We start from the raw sequence: 15,569 nt of genomic DNA, 5'->3' as shown, positions 1-15,569 counted from the left end.
GACTACGTGCGCCTTAGCTACGGCTTTGCGAGCGTTTACGAGCTGGACAAAAGAGACTCGAATTTAAGCAAAAGGCAGCAGCTGCACGGTGCTAAAATTTACGCCGTTTTAAAGCAGGACAAAGACGGCAGGTATAAATTTGATAGATATAGCTTCGAGCGGCCTAACGGCGGGACGTTTTTAGCTGGCAGGGTTGATTATAATACCGCAAATTTCGGCATCGAGGCCTTTTTTATGCCGCCTAAAAAAGCGCAGCAGATGGAGCGAGATATGATGGAGTTTAACGCCACGGCCGTCATCAGCGTGATGGATAACGGCAAAGCTCGCATCAAGGATATCGTAGTAGAAAAACCAAACGCGGGCGAGTCTCGCGGACATTAAATTTGTTGGCAAAGAGGGCTAAATTTGACTAGGCTAATCTGAAGTCAAATTTAGCCTGAGCCATAAAATTTGACGTGGCTCAAATTTGTGTCAAATTTGACCGATCTCGCCGCCGCCACAAAAATCTCAAAAATATAAATAAAACGCAACGAAATAATATCCGCAAGGTATGAAACTAAAGCGAGATTTTAACATCTAAGAGTATAATAACCCCAAAAAATCGCTAAGGAGAAACAAAATGTGTAAAGATTGCGGATGCTCGCTCGGCGGACACGACCATACCCATACTCACGCGGACGGCACGACCCACTCGCACGCTCACGATCACGGCGCCGAGCACGGACACGGCGCGGCTCACGAGCATAGTCACGGCCACGCGCACCCTGCGCTAAACGAGAGCAAAACGGTCGAGGTGATAACGAAAATTTTATCCCAAAACGACGAAGAGGCCGCGCACAACCGCGCTCATTTGGACGAGCACGGGATTTTATGCGTAAATCTCATGAGCAGCCCCGGCAGCGGCAAGACAACGCTACTAGAAGCTACGATAAAAAGCGGTAAATTTAAAATCGGCGTCGTCGAGGGCGATCTAGAAACCAACCAAGACGCCGACCGCATAATAAAAGCTGGCGGCAAAGCCCACCAAATCACGACCGGGCAGGCATGTCATCTCGATGCCTTTATGGTGCACGAGGGGCTTCATCATCTGCCGCTAGAGGGCCTTGATATAGTTTTCGTAGAAAACGTCGGCAACCTCGTTTGCCCCGCTAGCTACGACGTCGGCTCGCACTTTAACGTCGTGCTGCTCTCAGTACCTGAAGGCGACGATAAAGTGGCTAAATACCCGGTCATGTTTCGCGCCGCCGATCTCATCGTGATAACCAAAACTTCGCTGTTGCCGCATTTTGAATTTGACCTGAAAAAAGTCGTCAAAGAGGCTCGCAAACTAAATCCGAAGGTCGATGTTATCGAGCTAGATGCAAAAACCGGCGAAGGTATGGAGAAGTGGCTAAATTTCTTAAAATTTAAAAAAGAGCTTAGATAATGTGCCTCTCAATCCCGTCAAAAGTGGTCGCGATCGACGAAGATAACGTCGCTACCGTCGAGACGCTAGGCGTGAGTCGCCGCGTGAGCCTCGATCTCATCGCCGAGCCCGTAGCCGTGGGCGAATACGTACTCATCCACGTCGGCTACGCGATGGAAAAAATCGATACGAAATTTGCGCTAGAGAGTATCGAAATCTACCGCCAAATCGCCAAAGATATGGAGAGCGGCCAGATCGGCGCGGACGAAGGCGACGCCGGGCTAGGCGCCATGCAAGCGGCGGCAAATGAGCCAAACGCAAAGGAAAAAGCGTGAATCTAATCAATGATTTTCGCGATAAAGAGCTTATTTTGGCGCTTTCAAAACTCATCAAAAAAGAGAGCGTAAAACCGCTAAACATCATGGAAATTTGCGGCGGACATACGCACTCGATCATGAAATTTGGCCTGCCTCAGCTAGTGGGCGAGCATATAAATTTCGTCCACGGCCCCGGCTGTCCCGTCTGCGTGATGCCAAGGAGCCGCATAGACGAGGCGATCAAGCTAGCCCAGATGCCCGGCACCATCTTGTGCACTCTAGCCGATATGCTCAGAGTCCCAGGCTCCTCGACCAGCCTGCAAAAGCTGCGCGGCGAAGGTTGTGACATCAGAGCGCTATATAGCCCGCTAGACTGTATCAAAATCGCGCGCGAAAATCCCGAAAAGAGCGTGATATTTTTTGCGATCGGGTTTGAGACGACGACGCCTATGAGCGCAAATTTGGTCCAAAAAACGCTGGAGCTCGGGATAAAAAATCTATTTTTCCATATAAATCACGTTACGGTCCCCGCACCCGTGCGAGCGATCCTAAACGACGAAGACGTCAAGATCGACGCATTTTTGGGCCCTAGCCACGTGAGCGTGATCACGGGATATGGCATCTACGAGAGCATCGCGGCCGAGTATAAAAAGCCTATCGCGGTTAGCGGATTTGAGCCGCTTGATCTGATGGACGGCATCCTAAATCTCGTCCGCCAGCAAAACGCGGGCACGCACGAGGTCTATAACGAATACGCCAGAGTCGTCACGCGCGAGGGCAATCAAAAAGCAAAGGCGCTCATAGACGAGTTTTTCGAGCCGTGCGACTTCTCATGGCGCGGTCTTGGCGTGATCGCGCAAAGCGGTATGAAGCTGCGCTCCGAGTACGCCGAGCTTGACGCGAGGGTCAAATTTGACTGTAGCGTGCAAAGCAAAGGCGAGAGCAAGGCCTGTATCTGCCCTGAAATTTTACGCGGGCGCGCAAAGCCTTTTGACTGCAAAATTTTCGCTAAAGCCTGCACGCCAAAAACCCCAGTAGGCTCGTGCATGGTCTCTAGCGAGGGCGCGTGCGCGGCATATTACAAATACGGCGACGTCAAAAGCGCGGGCTAAGAGGAGGCAAATTTGAGCAAGATAATGCTAAGCCACGGCGGCGGCGGCGAGGAGATGAACTCGCTTATAAACGAGACGATTTTTAGGATATTCGACAATGAAATTTTGCGCGAGAGCAACGATAGCGCGATATTAAATTTCGGCGATTTTCGCGCAGACGAAAATGCTGGCGACTCGGCAGATTTGACGCCCAAATTTAACGGCAAACTAGCCTTTAGCACCGATAGCTTCGTGGTTACGCCGATATTTTTTAACGGCGGCGACATCGGCAAGATCGCCGCATGCGGCACGATAAACGACCTAGCTATGGTGGGTGCTGAGGCAAAGTACCTAAGCTGCGCGCTAATCGTCGAGGAGGGGCTTGAGATAGCCGAGCTAGAGCGCGTGCTAGGCTCGCTAGCCGCTGTCGCTCGCGAAAACGGCGTGCAAATCGTCTGCGGCGATACGAAGGTCGTGCCGCGCGGTAAATGCGATAAAATTTTTATCAACACGAGCGGTATCGGCGAGATCGTCTGCGAGGGCGTGGAGCTAAAAAGCCTGCGCGCGGGCGCAAAAATCCTGATCTCGGGCGATGTGGGTAGACACGGCGCAGTAGTACTGGCCAGCCGCGAGGAGCTGGATCTGCAAAGCGAGCTAAAAAGCGACTGCAAGGCGCTAGTGGGCGTAGTAAAGGCGCTAATAGAAGGCGGTGTGAAGCCTCTTTGTATGCGCGACGCGACGCGCGGCGGACTCTCGGCGGTGCTAAACGAATGGGCGAAATTTAGCGGCCTAGACATCCTCGTGCGCGAGGAGGATATCAAGGTCAGCGACGAAGTGACGGGCGTTTGCGAGCTGTTTGGCTTTGAGCCTTATGAGCTAGCTAACGAGGGTACGTTCGTGCTAGCCGTAGATGAAAAAGACGAGGCGCGCGCGCTTGAGATTTTGCGCAAATTTGACGCTAACGCAGCCTCGATCGGCGAGATTTTAGGTACCGCAAACGGCCGCGTCATCTTGCAAAACGCATACGGCTCGAAGCGCTTTTTAGAAGCGCCAAAGGGCGAGCTGCTGCCTCGAATATGCTAGGCGCGGCGATGGCTAGATCAAATTTAGATGCGCTAGATTTTCGGGTTTGCGCGGCACGAGAGCTGTCTCGCAAAAATTATCAAATTTACGCCCTAGACGCGTGCGTAAAAATAAAATCCGCTACGTCCGCAATCAAGGAAATCTGATGCATGAACTAAGTATAGTCCAAAGCCTAGTCGTGCTTTGCGAGAAAAACGCCGCCGCAAACGGCGCAAAAGAGGTCGTACGCCTTGAGGTGCGTATCGGGCGGCTAAGCGGCGTCGAGCCTCACTATCTAGAAAGCGCGTTTGAGGTTTATAAAACGGGCACGATCTGCGAAAATGCCGAGCTTGCAATCACCTTGCAAAACGTCGCCGTGGAGTGCAAAAGCTGCGGTTTTAGCGGCGAGCTTAGCGAAAACGACTTCACCTGTCCGGCCTGCGGCTCGCAGCAGCTTGAGGTCACGGGCGGCGAGGATATGCACCTCATGCGCCTTGAGATGCGGTGATTTTGCCGCAAATTTTAGCTCAAATTCAGTGCTCAAGTTTGAGCTAATTTTTAAAATTTACTTTCAAAAACACGGCAAATTTTACGCATTTTCTACCTTTAAAAATACGGCAAAATAAATTTAAAAAGAAGTCAAACGCCCAAATTTTCATTTGAAACCATAGAGCAAATGCTGTTAAAATGCGTGGTCGATGGCGGCGAGCCCGAGCTTAGCTTTCGCCTGCGCGGCGTAGAGTATATAATCATCGCCTATGCGGATCGCTGCTCGTTTCAAAGGTGCGCGGACGAATCCGGCGCAAATGCGAGCGGCGAGCGGTATTTCTCCACGTTACAAGAACTCTACGCTGCGCCTCAGATAGACGGGCAGTCGCTCAAAGAGCTTTGGAGCGAGGTGGATGATTTTTACTGCTTTGATTTTGAGCCGTGAGACCGCGAGATTTGTGCGGCGCAGGCAAATGCGCAGATAAATTTGAAAGGAAATAAATGGGTTCTGCTTGGAATTACAGCGCAAAAGAGTGCAGCGCGGACGGTAAATTTAGCGCGGAATTTGAAGGTCATGAGATAGCCATGGGCGCGCCGAGTTTGGGCGAGCTACGGCTTTACGCGAGCGCGGAGGCGCAAGGTTTAAATTTGAAGCGCGAAGAAAGCGAGAGCGAGAGCAAAAACGTAAAATTTAGCCAAAGCGGCGAGATTGAGCAAATTTTACTTAGCGAGCAGGCTACGGCGTGTTTTACGTTTTCGGACGATTCGCGGTTTTTGGCATTTGCCGAGTGGACAGCTGATAAAATGCAGCTCGTAAAGGTGCAGCGGCTAGCGGACATGAGTATAAAAACCGTTGACGGGCTCCAAAGAGTCGCGGAGTTTTTGTCTTTTAGGGACGGTTTGCTGGAAATTTTGGACTCGCCGATTTTTATGCCAGAAAGCTTTTGGGTGGACGTTCGCGAGCTTTTTGACGATGAGATCAAAGGCTAAATTTGACGCCGTAAAACGTCCGAGCCGCTAGCGATAAAATTTAAAACGCAAGCAAATTTAATAAAAATCGTAGTCCCGGCAAGACGGCGCCAAACGCCAAAACCCGCCGTGAATTTACAAGAAATGTGCAAAATCTACGGTCGGCGCGCTAATTTTTAGTGCCGTTTTTGCCCTGAGCGCATTTAGCGCGTCTGTATACTATACGCCTACGCCGGTTTTATCTTGCTAGCCTTGGCGCCGTTTTTATCAAATTTGGCGCGGGTGCGATTTTGACTTTGCGGCGCGAAGTATCGCAGCGACGTTTTTGCGTTTTGCTCGCGATTTTCACGGCCTATAAAGATTACAAATTTATAAAAATCCGCAGCGAGCCCACTCTATTTTAAGGGCGAAATTTTGCTATTTGGATTTTGTTTGCGACTCGGTTTTTTAAGTGTAGTGCTCATGCTTGCCATTTAGAAATATCAAAGACTGCAAATTTGATTAAATTTGCCGATACCCAGCGAGCGCCTTGCGCAGCCAAGCGGCGCTGGGTATCAAATTTGGCTTAAATTTAACCCGCAAACTAGCGGCGCAGACGCCTGAAATCTCGTGAAATTTACTCAAATATCAAAAACGGCGCTTCGAGTACGTTTCTGATTATCTTAAACGGCGAAAGTAGCGCGTCTTGCAGGATTTGCGTCGAGTACTGCGGCTTTTGCAGCGTCCCGCGCACTTTGATGACGGTCGAGAGAGTGCGGTCTTTGCCCAGCACGATCTGATTTACGAGCGGGATCTTGCCGATGATGGAGCTGGCGTCTTTTAGCAGTTTTAGCTCCAGATCCACGTCGATCTCTTTGGTTGCGAGATTTATCGTGCCGTGTCCGCCGATATCGGCACTTGAGCTTTCTAGCTCGATGGCTAGGAATTTTAATACATCGCCTTTTTTCTCAAATAAAATTTTGCCGAATTTCACCGGATACCCGTCCGCGCCAAAGTCGGGCGTCTTAAACACGAGCAGGGACGGCACGGAGTTTAAAAACGTCAGAAGCTGGTTGTAAAACGTGTAGTCTTTTAGCGTGGCGCCGATTAGCCTTACTTCGCCTTTGAAATCATCGGTGCTGCCGCCTAAAACGCGCATTTTAAAGCTGCCGCCCTCAAAGCTTTTGATGTTAAAGATCGAGTTGATAAACTCGCCTCTGATGTCGTTTGCCCACATTTCAAATTTTTTGTCCGATTTTACGAGCGAAAAGTTGCCGCGAGCGGGCTTTGCGTCAAATCTCACCGTCCCGCCCGCACTCTGGCCGCTGTAGGCTAGCAGGTCTAGAGTCGCGTTAAAGTCGTTTAAAATCAGCTTCGAACCCTTGGCTTCAAACTCGATGTCGCCGTCTTTGTCGGTCAAATTTTCATCTCCTCTAAGCGCCAGATCAAGCTCCTTTATAAAAAGCTCCGTTTTACCGCCCGCGATTTTGAAATTTAACCCGCCGCTTTTGCTCTTGCCCGTTGCGCCCTTTGCGTTTACGTCAATGGCAAAGCTATCCGCATCGTAGGGCGAGCCGTCTTTTTTAAACAGCGGAGTTTCAAATTTAACGCCGTTAGCTTCTATGCTAAGATTTTCAAAATCTTTGGTTTTTATATTTACGCCGCCTTCTGATATTTTTAGGCTTTTTAGCAGCGGCGAGTAGGGCAGTAGATCGCGCGCGTCGGGTAAATTTATCTCGTTTTGCGCGCCGAATTTTAAACCCACAGCGGCCGGCGAAGCGATATCTAGTTTTGTATCCTTGCCGCTAAAATCAAGCCTAGCCGCAAACGGCATCGCGTTTAGCTTTAAAATTTCGCTCTTGCCAAATGCCAAATTTAGCCCTTTTAGCGTGCCGTTTATGTCGCCTGCAAGCTTGCCTAGATCAAGGTCTACCGCCACGTCCGCGCTAAAAAAGTCCATCCCCGTATTTTTCGCATTTACCTTTAGCTTGTCGTTTAAAAGCTCGACGTCTGCGGTTTCGACGTTAAATTTAGCTCCCGCGATCAGAGTTTGCCCGCCGGTGATCTTAAATTTGCCCTTAGGCGTCACTTCTAGCGGATCAAATTTGATATCAAGCGTGAGTTTGGCGTCCGTTTTGCCGCTTAGCTGCTCAACGGGAACCTCGATGTCGTAGGCTTTTAGTATGGAGTTTACGCTTTTGTCGTAGATGGCCGAGGTTTGCAAATTTAGCGTGAGTCCCGCGCCTTTTTCCTCGAAAATTTTATAGATTTCAAGACTGCTTCCATTTAAATTTTTGCCTTGCCATTTTGGATTTTTTAGCGTGAAAAATAGCGAGCCTTTCTTTAGCTCAACATCGACTCCCTCGGCTGTGGCGGCGGGTAGTTTTTCGTGAAATTTAACCTTTACGTTTTTAGAAAAACCCTGCGCGCTAAGCTCGTTTAGATAGGGTTCTTGCTTGTTTAGGTCAAATCTACCCCGAAGCGATTTTACGAAGTAGTTATCCGCCGTGATGTAGCCGTAGATCCAGCTTTTTATCTCTTTATCTAGCCCAGTTTTTGCGCCCAGCTCGTCCATAAAGCCCCGTAGGCTAGTCGCGTTTATGTCGCTTAGCTCGTATGTTAGCTCGGCTTTTTTGAGATTTACGGTAGCGTTTCCGTTTAGCTCGTGGCTTGAAAACGTACCGTTAAAATCGTAAATTTGACGCCTCAAATCGGCATTGCTAACGCCGCTTAAAGTGATGTTAAAGTCCTTAAACTCGAGTAGATAAACGTTTGCGGTTATGCCATCTTCGGTGTCTTTGAAATTTGAGCTAACCGCCAAAAACGGGCTATCTAGATAAAAAACGTCGTCTCTGTAAAATAGCGTGGACTCGCTGTTTAAAAATTTGACGCGCTCGAGTAGGATTTCGTCAAACAGCCTATCGATCCAGACGATGTTTTTGGATAGATCTAGCAGCGCGTCCTCGGAGCTATCCTTGGCGCTTTGTTTAGGTATCTCTATATTTTGCGCGCGTAAAATTATTTTTTTATCGAGTTTTATATATAATTGCTCTATTTTAAAGTCGCCCGCGTCGATATTTTCTATCTCGACTCCGTGTTTTAGGACGGCTATAAAAATGACGAATATCAAAACCGCGGGGATCAAAATGCGCCAAATTTTCTTCATTATCAGCGAGATGATTTTCATATTTTTTCTGAGCTTTCTTGTTTATCTTAGCCGCCCGGTGAGCGTGAGCGAGGTCATTTTCGTGCCTCAGGGCAGTACGCTTGCGATTATATCATATCTAAGCGAAAAAAATACGGACGCAAATAAATTTGACGCCGCGATCTTGCGCGCTATGGGGCATGTGCAAGCAGGCTGGATAGACCTTGGTGCGGCAAAGCTTAGCAAGCTTGATTTTTTATATAAGCTCACGACCGCAAAGGCGGCCCTAACGCAAATAACGCTGATTCCGGGCGAAACGACGGCCGTGTTTTTGCAAGAGGTCGCAAAAAAGCTAAATTTGAGCGAGGCAAAGCTAAACGAATTTTACGCAAAATTTGCCCCGCTAGAAGACGGCTTTTTGGTGCCTGAAACCTACAAAGTGCCCCTTGGCGTAAACGAAGAGCAGCTAGCCGCGCATCTGGTAAATTTATCTGAAAAATCCCACGAAAAAACGGCGACCGAGCTGCTGGGAAGCTACGACGAAAAGCGCTGGAGCGAGTATCTGGTTACTGCCTCGGTCGTGCAAAAAGAGGCCGCGAGCGAGGATGAGATGCCACTTGTGGCCTCCGTCATCCAAAACCGCCTAAAAAAGGGCATGAAGCTGCAAATGGACGGCACCCTAAACTACGGACTCTACTCGCACGAGACGGTCACGGCCGAGCGCATACGAAGCGATAAAAGCAAATTTAACACCTATCTAAACGAAGGCCTGCCGCCAAGCCCCGTCTGTACCGTGGGACTAGCTGCGATCAGGGCGGCGATAAGGCCCGCGCAGAGCGAGTTTTTGTACTTCGTTCGCGATAAAAAGACGGGCAAGCATAAATTTAGCGCTACCTATGAGGAGCACGTGGGCGCGATAAATTCCCAAAAATAGCCTATCAAAAGGCATTTTAATATAAATTTGGATAAGATTTTGCGAAATTTATTTAGGAGAAAAAATGAGCGACATCGTCTACACTAGAACCGACGAATCCCCGCTGCTTGCGAGCTACTCGCTTTTTCCGATCTTGCAGGCGTTTTTGCGCGCGGGCGGCATAGAGATAGAGCAGGCCGACATAGGGCTGGCTGCGCGGATCATCGCCGCTTTTAACGACAAGCTACCGCCTGATCTGCGCGTGAGCGACGACCTGGAGATGCTGCGAAATTTGACGCAAGAAAAGCGCGCAAATATCATCAAGCTACCAAACATCTCGGCTAGCTTGCCTCAGCTAAACGCCGCTATCACGGAGCTTCGCGCCAAAGGCTACGATCTGCCGCCATGCCCGTCCGAGCCAAAAACTCCGGAGGAAAAAGACGCGGCCGCTAGATACGCCAAAGTGCTAGGAAGCGCGGTAAATCCGGTGCTGCGCGAGGGTAACTCAGACCGCAGATGCGTCGGTGCGGTAAAACGCTATGCCCGCGAAAACCCATATAAAATCACTCCTTTTGAAAAAGATAGCAAAACCGAAGTCGCCTATATGAAGGGCGGCGATTTTTACTCCTCCGAGCGCTCGATTAGCTTTGAAGCGGATGAAAATTTACGCGTCGAGTTTATCTCAAAAAGCGGCGAAAAACGCGTGCTAAAAGAAAATTTAGCGGTAGAAAAGGGCGATATAATCGACGCTAGCTTTATGAGCGCGCGAGAGCTAGACGCCTTTATAAAAGAGCAAATCGCGGACGCGAAAGCAAAAAATTTGCTCTTTAGCGTCCATCTAAAAGCTTCGATGATGAAGGTGAGCGATCCCGTGATTTTCGGGCATTTCGTAAAGATTTTTTTCGCGGAAGTTTTTGAAGAGTTCGCAGACGAGCTAAAAAGCGTAAACGTCAGCGAAAACAACGGACTAAAAGACCTTTTTGCGCGGATTTTAAATTTGCCTCAAGCTACGCAGGAAAAAATAAAAGCCAAATTTGATGAAATTTACGCAAAGAGGCCAAATTTGGCGATGGTAAACTCGGCCGCAGGCGTTACAAATTTACACGTGCCTAGCGACGTTATCATCGACGCCTCGATGCCCGCGATGATAAAAAACGGCGGCAAAATGTGGGATAAAGAGGGCATAGCCAGGGAAACTAAAGCCGTGATACCAGATAAAACCTACGCCGTCGTTTATGAGGCAGCGGTCGCTGATATCAAGGCAAACGGCGCGCTAGATCCCGCTAAAATCGGCAGCGTCTCAAACGTCGGACTGATGGCTAAAAAGGCCGAGGAGTACGGCAGCCACGATAAGACATTCGTGATGAGCGAAGCGGGCGAGGCGCGCGTGCTAAACGCCAAAGGCGAAATTTTATTTAAATTTGAGCTAGAAAAAGGCGATATATTTAGGATGACGCAGGTTAAAGACGTCGCCGTGCGAAACTGGGTCGAGCTGGCGCTAAAACGCGCGAAAATCACGGGACAAAAGGCGATATTTTGGCTGGACGAAAACAGGGCTCACGACCGAGAAATCCTAAAAAAAGTAAGAGCGCAGCTAGCTAGCACCGATACTAGCGGGCTTGATATAGAGATCCTCTCTCCCGCGGCCGCTTGCAAAAAATCGCTTGAGATCATTAGGCGAGGCAAAGACTGCATCAGCGTCACGGGCAACGTCCTGCGCGACTATCTGACCGACCTTTTTCCGATCTTAGAGCTTGAAACCAGCGCCAAGATGCTCTCGGTCGTGCCGCTACTAGAGGGCGGAAGTATCTTTGAGACGGGAGCCGGAGGTAGCGCGCCCAGGCTCGCCGAACAGCTACTGGAGCAAAATCACCTAAGCTGGGATAGCCTGGGCGAGTTTTTGGCTATGGGAGCTAGTCTGGAGCAGTTAGCAGGCTTTAAACAAAGTCCTGAGGCGCAAATTTTAGCAGATACGCTAAATGCAGCCGTAGAGCGCTATCTAAAAGAAAATAAAGTCCCGCGGTTTGAAGTCGGACAGCTAGATACGCGCACGAGCCATTTTTATATCGCGCTTTACTGGGCGAGCGAGCTTGCCGCTAGCGGCACGTCGCTGGGCGACAAATTTAAAATCGTCGCCCAAAATCTCGCGCAAAACGAGAGCGCGATCGTGGCCCAAATAAACACGGCGCAAGGACGAAAGGTCGATATCGGCGGGTACTATAAGCCGGATGATAAAAAGGCGAGCGCGGCGATGAGGCCGAGTGCAATATTTAATCAAATTTTACAAAATCAAATTTTATAAAAAAGGAAAAAAATGAAAATTTCAGTTATCGGAGCCGGAAACGTAGGCGCAAGCGCGGCTAGCGCTATCTTGCTAAGAGGCATCGCAGACGAGATCGCGCTAGTGGATATATTTGGCGACGTGGCGCGCGCAAAGGCGATCGATCTATCTCAGAGCGCGGCGGTTTTCGGTCTGGATGTTGGCGTTGCCGGCGGTGATGATTTTTCGTTGATTAAAGATAGCGACATCGTGGTCGTGACCGCCGGAAGCCCTAGAAAAGAGGGGCAGACTAGAGAAGATCTGCTTCTAAAAAACGCCGGTATCGTAAAAGGCACGGTGGAAAAAATCGCTAAATTTGCTCCAAATTGCGTCATCATAAACGTAACTAATCCGCTTGACGCGCTCACGTATCTAGTCTATAAAACGAGCGGTTTTGATAAAAGCAGGGTGCTGGGGATGGCTGGCGAACTAGACTCTGCGCGCCTAAAATACGAGATCTCTCAAAAAACGGGACTAAAAAACAGCGCATTTAGCGCACACATCATAGGCTCTCACAACGACGATATGGTCGCGCTACAAAGTAACGTGAGCGTGGATCTGGGCGGCGAATTTGACGCGGTAGCGCAGGAGGCTAAAACTGGCGGCGCAAAGATAGTTAAGCTACTTGGCACGTCGGCGTATTACGCTCCTGGCGCGGCTGCTGCCAAGATGTGCGAGGCGATAAAAACCGGCAGCGAACAGTGGCTAAGCTGCTGCGTGATAGAGGGCGAGTGCGCGGGCGGTAGGCTCGTTAAGCTAGGCAAGGGCGGCGTGCGCGAGATCAAACAACCAAGCGCGGAGGAAAAAGCGGCTCTTGAAAAAGGCGAATCGCAAACGGCTGCAAATATCAAATTTCTAAAAGAAAGCGGGGTAATCGCGTAGCCGATGCTTGTAAATTATAAAATTAAAATTTACGCCCTATTTTTAGCGGCTTTTATGTCGGGGTGCGCTAACGTTTCGTCAGGCACCCCCAAAAATACGATGTTAACGAAGCAAAGTAAAACCCAAGCTACTACTTCGCTAGAAAAGGATAAAATCCAAAATTGGGGAAGCAAGACATTTTATGGTAAAACCGGCGACCGACTCGACACAAAAGAAACGGCCCTGCTAAATCTCCTGCAAGGATATATAGGTAAAAGAGACGGCGGCGACTGCTCGGGCTTTGTGACGCTTATAAATAAAAAATTTAATCGAGACTTTTTTGACGAAAAAGAGCTTGATAAATTTTACACCAAGCACGGTCTAAAAAGCGAAGCTATGTTTAAGCTTTACGAGAGTAAAAATCTGATCGCCTTTGACGATCCGAAGGTCGGAGATTTGGTATTTTTCAACAACACGACTAGGAGCACGAAAAATAACAAAAAAGCAAAAATCGTCACTCATGTAGGCATAGTAAGTAGCGTAGAAAAAGACGGCACGGTTGGCTTTACGCATCATGCAAGAGGCAAAAATGCGGTGGATTTTATGAATCTAAAAAATAAAAACACGCGTAAAAAAGGCAACAAAGAGCTAAACTCCTATGTCGTATCTTGCAAAAATAACAATACGTCGTGTCTTGCGTCAAATAGATTTGCGGGATTTGGCAAAGCCAGCGTAAGGAGAAACTAAGTTTAGTTATTTATGCTTATCGCTTCAAATTTACCGCCGTATCCGTATAAATTCGTCGTCAAATTTACGGATCGGCGGCGCTAAATTTGACTTCTAAATTTACTCTGCACCGAATTTACAGCAATATCTCCAAAAATCACAAAATATCCGCACGGGCGTTTCAAATTTGCTCGTTTTCATACAAAAAAACTCCAAATTTTATTTTACTATCCGATTTAAATACCAAATTTAACTTAAATGCTATAAAATTATCGTTACTAGTTAAATTTGATAAGGAAAAATATGCTGATACGAAACGACGTTCCCGTTTGGGTCGATATCTCGCGCTGTAAGGCGTGCGATATCTGCGTGAGCTGCTGTCCTGCGGGCGTACTGGCGATGGCCGTAGAGCCGCGCGCCGTGCTAGGTAAAACGATCGAAGTGGTGTATCCGGAGGCCTGTATCGGGTGCAGAGAGTGCGAGCTACACTGCCCCGATTTTGCAATTTACGTAGCGGAAAAGGGTTTTAAATTCGCTAAACTAACCGCCCAAAGTAAAGAGCGCGCGACCGCCGTAAAAGAGAATAAATTTGAAAAATTAGAGGCGGGACAATGAGCGAGTTTTTAAATAATAACGGCGGCAAAAGAGAGATCATCGCTAGCGGCAACGAGCTAGTCGCGCTTGCGGCTGTGGAGTGCGGGTGTAACTTTTTCGGCGGTTACCCGATCACGCCAAGTAGCGAGATTGCGCACGAGCTAAGCGTGTTGCTGCCAAAGCACGGCGGCAAATTTATCCAGATGGAGGACGAGATCGCTGGCATCTCGGTGGCGCTGGGAGCTTCGATGAGCGGGGCAAAGGCGATGACGGCAAGCTCGGGTCCCGGTATCTCGCTAAAGGCCGAGCAGATCGGGCTTGGCTTTATCGCGGAGGTGCCGCTAGTGATCGTAAACGTCATGCGCGGCGGCCCTAGCACGGGTCTGCCTACCCGCGTGGCGCAGGGCGATCTCCTGCAGGCGAAAAACCCGACTCACGGCGACGTAAACAGTATCGTTATCGCGCCATCTAGCCTAGAGGAGTGCTATACACAGACCGTTCGCGCGTTTAATCTAGCCGAAAGATTCATGACGCCCGTGTTTTTGCTGCTAGACGAAACGATCGGACACATGCATGCAAAGGCCGTGCTGCCGCAAACTAGCGAGCTAGAGATCTACTCTCGCAGGCAGTTTAGCGGCGATCCGGCAGACTACCGACCGTACAGAGCCGCGGCGGACGAGTCTGCCGTGCTAAATAAATTTTTTGGCGGTTACCGCTATCACGTTACGGGTCTGCATCACGGCGAGACGGGCTTTCCGACCGAGGACGGCGCGGTCGTGGACTACAACATCAAGCGCCTTTTTAACAAAATAAACGCGCACGCGCACGAATTCGAGCTTTACGAAGAGTTTATGCTAGATGACGCGGAGATTTGCATTATCGCGTTTGGCTCCGTGGCTCGCGCGGCAAAAGAAGCGGTGCTAAATTTACGCGAAAAAGGCGTGAAAGTAGGGCTTTTTAAGCCTATCACGCTATTTCCGACGCCGAGCGAAAAACTACGCGAGATCTCGGCTAAATTTAGCAAAATTTTGATCTGCGAGTTAAATTTGGGCCAGTATACGGGCGAGATAATAAAAGCTACGCTAAGAGAGGACTTTAAGACGCTGCTAAAAGCCAACGGTCGCCCGATCAGCCCGCAAGAAATCGCGCAAAAAATAGGAGAATTTTAATGGCATTTAACTACGACGACTACCTACGCACCGACAAAACGCCGACTCTGTGGTGCTGGGGCTGCGGCGACGGCGTGATACTAAAGGCGCTAATCCGCGCAATCCATAAGCTAGGCTGGGATATGAACGACGTGTGCGTGGTCTCGGGCATCGGCTGCTCTGGGCGCTTTAGCTCCTACATCAACTGCAACACTGTCCACACCACGCACGGTCGCGCGATCGCCTATGCCACGGGTATCAAGCTCGCAAACCCGGACAAACACGTCATCGTAGTAACAGGCGACGGCGACGGGCTAGCGATAGGAGGCAATCACACGATCCACGGATGCCGCAGAAATATAAATTTAAACCACGTTTTGATAAATAATTTCATCTACGGGCTAACAAACTCCCAAACAAGCCCGACTACGCCGATAGGATTTTGGACGGTGACGGCGCAGCAGGGCAACATCGATCCGAATTTTGATGCGTGCAAGCTCGCAACCGCCGCAGGAGCGACCTTTGTAGCGCGCAGCAGCGTGATAGAGCC

The 15,569-nt window shown here is 49.4% G+C and carries 16 protein-coding genes; 15 read left to right on the top strand and 1 reads right to left on the bottom strand.

What is annotated here, in order from left to right:
* From Q0314_RS07655 to Q0314_RS07620, 8 genes are all read left to right on the top strand, one after another.
* The coding region (locus tag Q0314_RS07655) for a GDYXXLXY domain-containing protein (protein ID WP_298057969.1) at nt 1–381 on the top strand (381 nt) is incomplete at its 5' end.
* 238 nt (nt 382–619) lie between these two features.
* On the top strand, nt 620–1,426 hold the full coding sequence (gene hypB / locus Q0314_RS07650) for a hydrogenase nickel incorporation protein HypB (protein ID WP_298057968.1): 807 nt from the start codon (nt 620–622) through the stop codon (nt 1,424–1,426).
* The gene (locus Q0314_RS07645; protein WP_298057966.1) at nt 1,426–1,740 is read left to right on the top strand and encodes a HypC/HybG/HupF family hydrogenase formation chaperone; all 315 of its coding nucleotides are present in this window, start codon (nt 1,426–1,428) and stop codon (nt 1,738–1,740) included. Before hypB ends, Q0314_RS07645 begins: the two co-directional genes overlap by 1 nt.
* Nucleotides 1,737–2,834 (top strand): hydrogenase formation protein HypD, encoded by a 1,098-nt coding sequence (hypD, locus tag Q0314_RS07640; RefSeq protein WP_298057965.1) that lies wholly within the window; start codon nt 1,737–1,739, stop codon nt 2,832–2,834. Before Q0314_RS07645 ends, hypD begins: the two co-directional genes overlap by 4 nt.
* A gap of 12 nt (nt 2,835–2,846) precedes the next feature.
* Nucleotides 2,847–3,896 carry a hydrogenase expression/formation protein HypE gene (gene hypE, locus Q0314_RS07635; RefSeq protein WP_298057963.1) on the top strand — a complete coding sequence of 350 codons (1,050 nt, stop codon included), beginning with the start codon at nt 2,847–2,849 and terminating at the stop codon, nt 3,894–3,896.
* Nucleotides 3,897–4,041: 145 nt separating this feature from the next.
* Entirely contained in the window at nt 4,042–4,383 is a 342-nt protein-coding gene (gene hypA, locus Q0314_RS07630; RefSeq protein WP_298057961.1) for a hydrogenase maturation nickel metallochaperone HypA, read from the top strand.
* Nucleotides 4,384–4,551: 168 nt separating this feature from the next.
* Nucleotides 4,552–4,809 carry a hypothetical protein gene (locus Q0314_RS07625; protein WP_298057959.1) on the top strand — a complete coding sequence of 86 codons (258 nt, stop codon included), beginning with the start codon at nt 4,552–4,554 and terminating at the stop codon, nt 4,807–4,809.
* A gap of 56 nt (nt 4,810–4,865) precedes the next feature.
* Nucleotides 4,866–5,354, top strand: coding sequence for a flagellar protein (locus Q0314_RS07620; RefSeq protein WP_298057957.1), 489 nt, complete (start codon nt 4,866–4,868; stop codon nt 5,352–5,354).
* Nucleotides 5,355–5,949: 595 nt separating this feature from the next.
* Here the strand turns inward: Q0314_RS07620 and Q0314_RS07615 are convergent.
* Nucleotides 5,950–8,499, bottom strand: coding sequence for an AsmA-like C-terminal domain-containing protein (locus Q0314_RS07615; RefSeq protein WP_298057956.1), 2,550 nt, complete (start codon nt 8,497–8,499; stop codon nt 5,950–5,952).
* On the opposite strand from Q0314_RS07615, the gene mltG reads away from it, so the two are divergent.
* From mltG to Q0314_RS07580, 7 genes are all read left to right on the top strand, one after another.
* Complete coding sequence (gene mltG / locus Q0314_RS07610; RefSeq protein WP_298057955.1) at nt 8,429–9,391, top strand: endolytic transglycosylase MltG; 963 nt, start codon at nt 8,429–8,431, stop codon at nt 9,389–9,391. The two genes, Q0314_RS07615 and mltG, sit on opposite strands and share 71 nt — an antisense overlap.
* Before the next feature lie 64 nt (nt 9,392–9,455).
* The gene (locus Q0314_RS07605; protein WP_298057953.1) at nt 9,456–11,672 is read left to right on the top strand and encodes an NADP-dependent isocitrate dehydrogenase; all 2,217 of its coding nucleotides are present in this window, start codon (nt 9,456–9,458) and stop codon (nt 11,670–11,672) included.
* 12 nt (nt 11,673–11,684) lie between these two features.
* Nucleotides 11,685–12,572 carry a malate dehydrogenase gene (locus tag Q0314_RS07600; RefSeq protein WP_298057951.1) on the top strand — a complete coding sequence of 296 codons (888 nt, stop codon included), beginning with the start codon at nt 11,685–11,687 and terminating at the stop codon, nt 12,570–12,572.
* 99 nt (nt 12,573–12,671) lie between these two features.
* Nucleotides 12,672–13,298: a CHAP domain-containing protein gene (locus Q0314_RS07595; protein WP_298057949.1), complete on the top strand. Its 627-nt coding sequence runs from the start codon at nt 12,672–12,674 to the stop codon at nt 13,296–13,298.
* Nucleotides 13,299–13,580: 282 nt separating this feature from the next.
* Entirely contained in the window at nt 13,581–13,892 is a 312-nt protein-coding gene (locus Q0314_RS07590; RefSeq protein WP_298057947.1) for a 4Fe-4S dicluster domain-containing protein, read from the top strand.
* Nucleotides 13,889–15,040, top strand: a complete 1,152-nt coding sequence (locus Q0314_RS07585) for a 2-oxoglutarate synthase subunit alpha (protein ID WP_298057945.1) — start codon at nt 13,889–13,891, stop codon at nt 15,038–15,040. Before Q0314_RS07590 ends, Q0314_RS07585 begins: the two co-directional genes overlap by 4 nt.
* Nucleotides 15,040–15,569: 2-oxoglutarate ferredoxin oxidoreductase subunit beta (locus Q0314_RS07580; protein ID WP_298057942.1), on the top strand; the 530-nt coding region annotated here is incomplete at its 3' end. The genes Q0314_RS07585 and Q0314_RS07580, both read left to right, overlap by 1 nt.

Origin of the sequence: uncultured Campylobacter sp., assembly GCF_938040115.1 — a bacterium.
Taxonomy (GTDB): domain Bacteria; phylum Campylobacterota; class Campylobacteria; order Campylobacterales; family Campylobacteraceae; genus Campylobacter_A.
The sequence above is the reverse complement of the archived record's forward strand: the minus strand, read 5'-3'. Positions and strand labels throughout refer to the sequence as shown.

What these genes read in the sequence shown, in the direction of transcription:
- Q0314_RS07605 (WP_298057953.1), top strand. Translation starts at nt 9,456, where the DNA reads ATGAGCGACATCGTCTACACTAGAACCGACGAATCCCCGCTGCTTGCG.
- Q0314_RS07595 (WP_298057949.1), top strand. Translation starts at nt 12,672, where the DNA reads ATGTTAACGAAGCAAAGTAAAACCCAAGCTACTACTTCGCTAGAAAAG.
- hypA (WP_298057961.1), top strand. Translation starts at nt 4,042, where the DNA reads ATGCATGAACTAAGTATAGTCCAAAGCCTAGTCGTGCTTTGCGAGAAA.
- Q0314_RS07620 (WP_298057957.1), top strand. Translation starts at nt 4,866, where the DNA reads ATGGGTTCTGCTTGGAATTACAGCGCAAAAGAGTGCAGCGCGGACGGT.
- Q0314_RS07585 (WP_298057945.1), top strand. Translation starts at nt 13,889, where the DNA reads ATGAGCGAGTTTTTAAATAATAACGGCGGCAAAAGAGAGATCATCGCT.
- hypB (WP_298057968.1), top strand. Translation starts at nt 620, where the DNA reads ATGTGTAAAGATTGCGGATGCTCGCTCGGCGGACACGACCATACCCAT.
- Q0314_RS07645 (WP_298057966.1), top strand. Translation starts at nt 1,426, where the DNA reads ATGTGCCTCTCAATCCCGTCAAAAGTGGTCGCGATCGACGAAGATAAC.
- Q0314_RS07615 (WP_298057956.1), bottom strand. Translation starts at nt 8,499, where the DNA reads ATGAAAATCATCTCGCTGATAATGAAGAAAATTTGGCGCATTTTGATC.
- mltG (WP_298057955.1), top strand. Translation starts at nt 8,429, where the DNA reads ATGACGAATATCAAAACCGCGGGGATCAAAATGCGCCAAATTTTCTTC.
- Q0314_RS07600 (WP_298057951.1), top strand. Translation starts at nt 11,685, where the DNA reads ATGAAAATTTCAGTTATCGGAGCCGGAAACGTAGGCGCAAGCGCGGCT.
- Q0314_RS07625 (WP_298057959.1), top strand. Translation starts at nt 4,552, where the DNA reads ATGCTGTTAAAATGCGTGGTCGATGGCGGCGAGCCCGAGCTTAGCTTT.
- Q0314_RS07590 (WP_298057947.1), top strand. Translation starts at nt 13,581, where the DNA reads ATGCTGATACGAAACGACGTTCCCGTTTGGGTCGATATCTCGCGCTGT.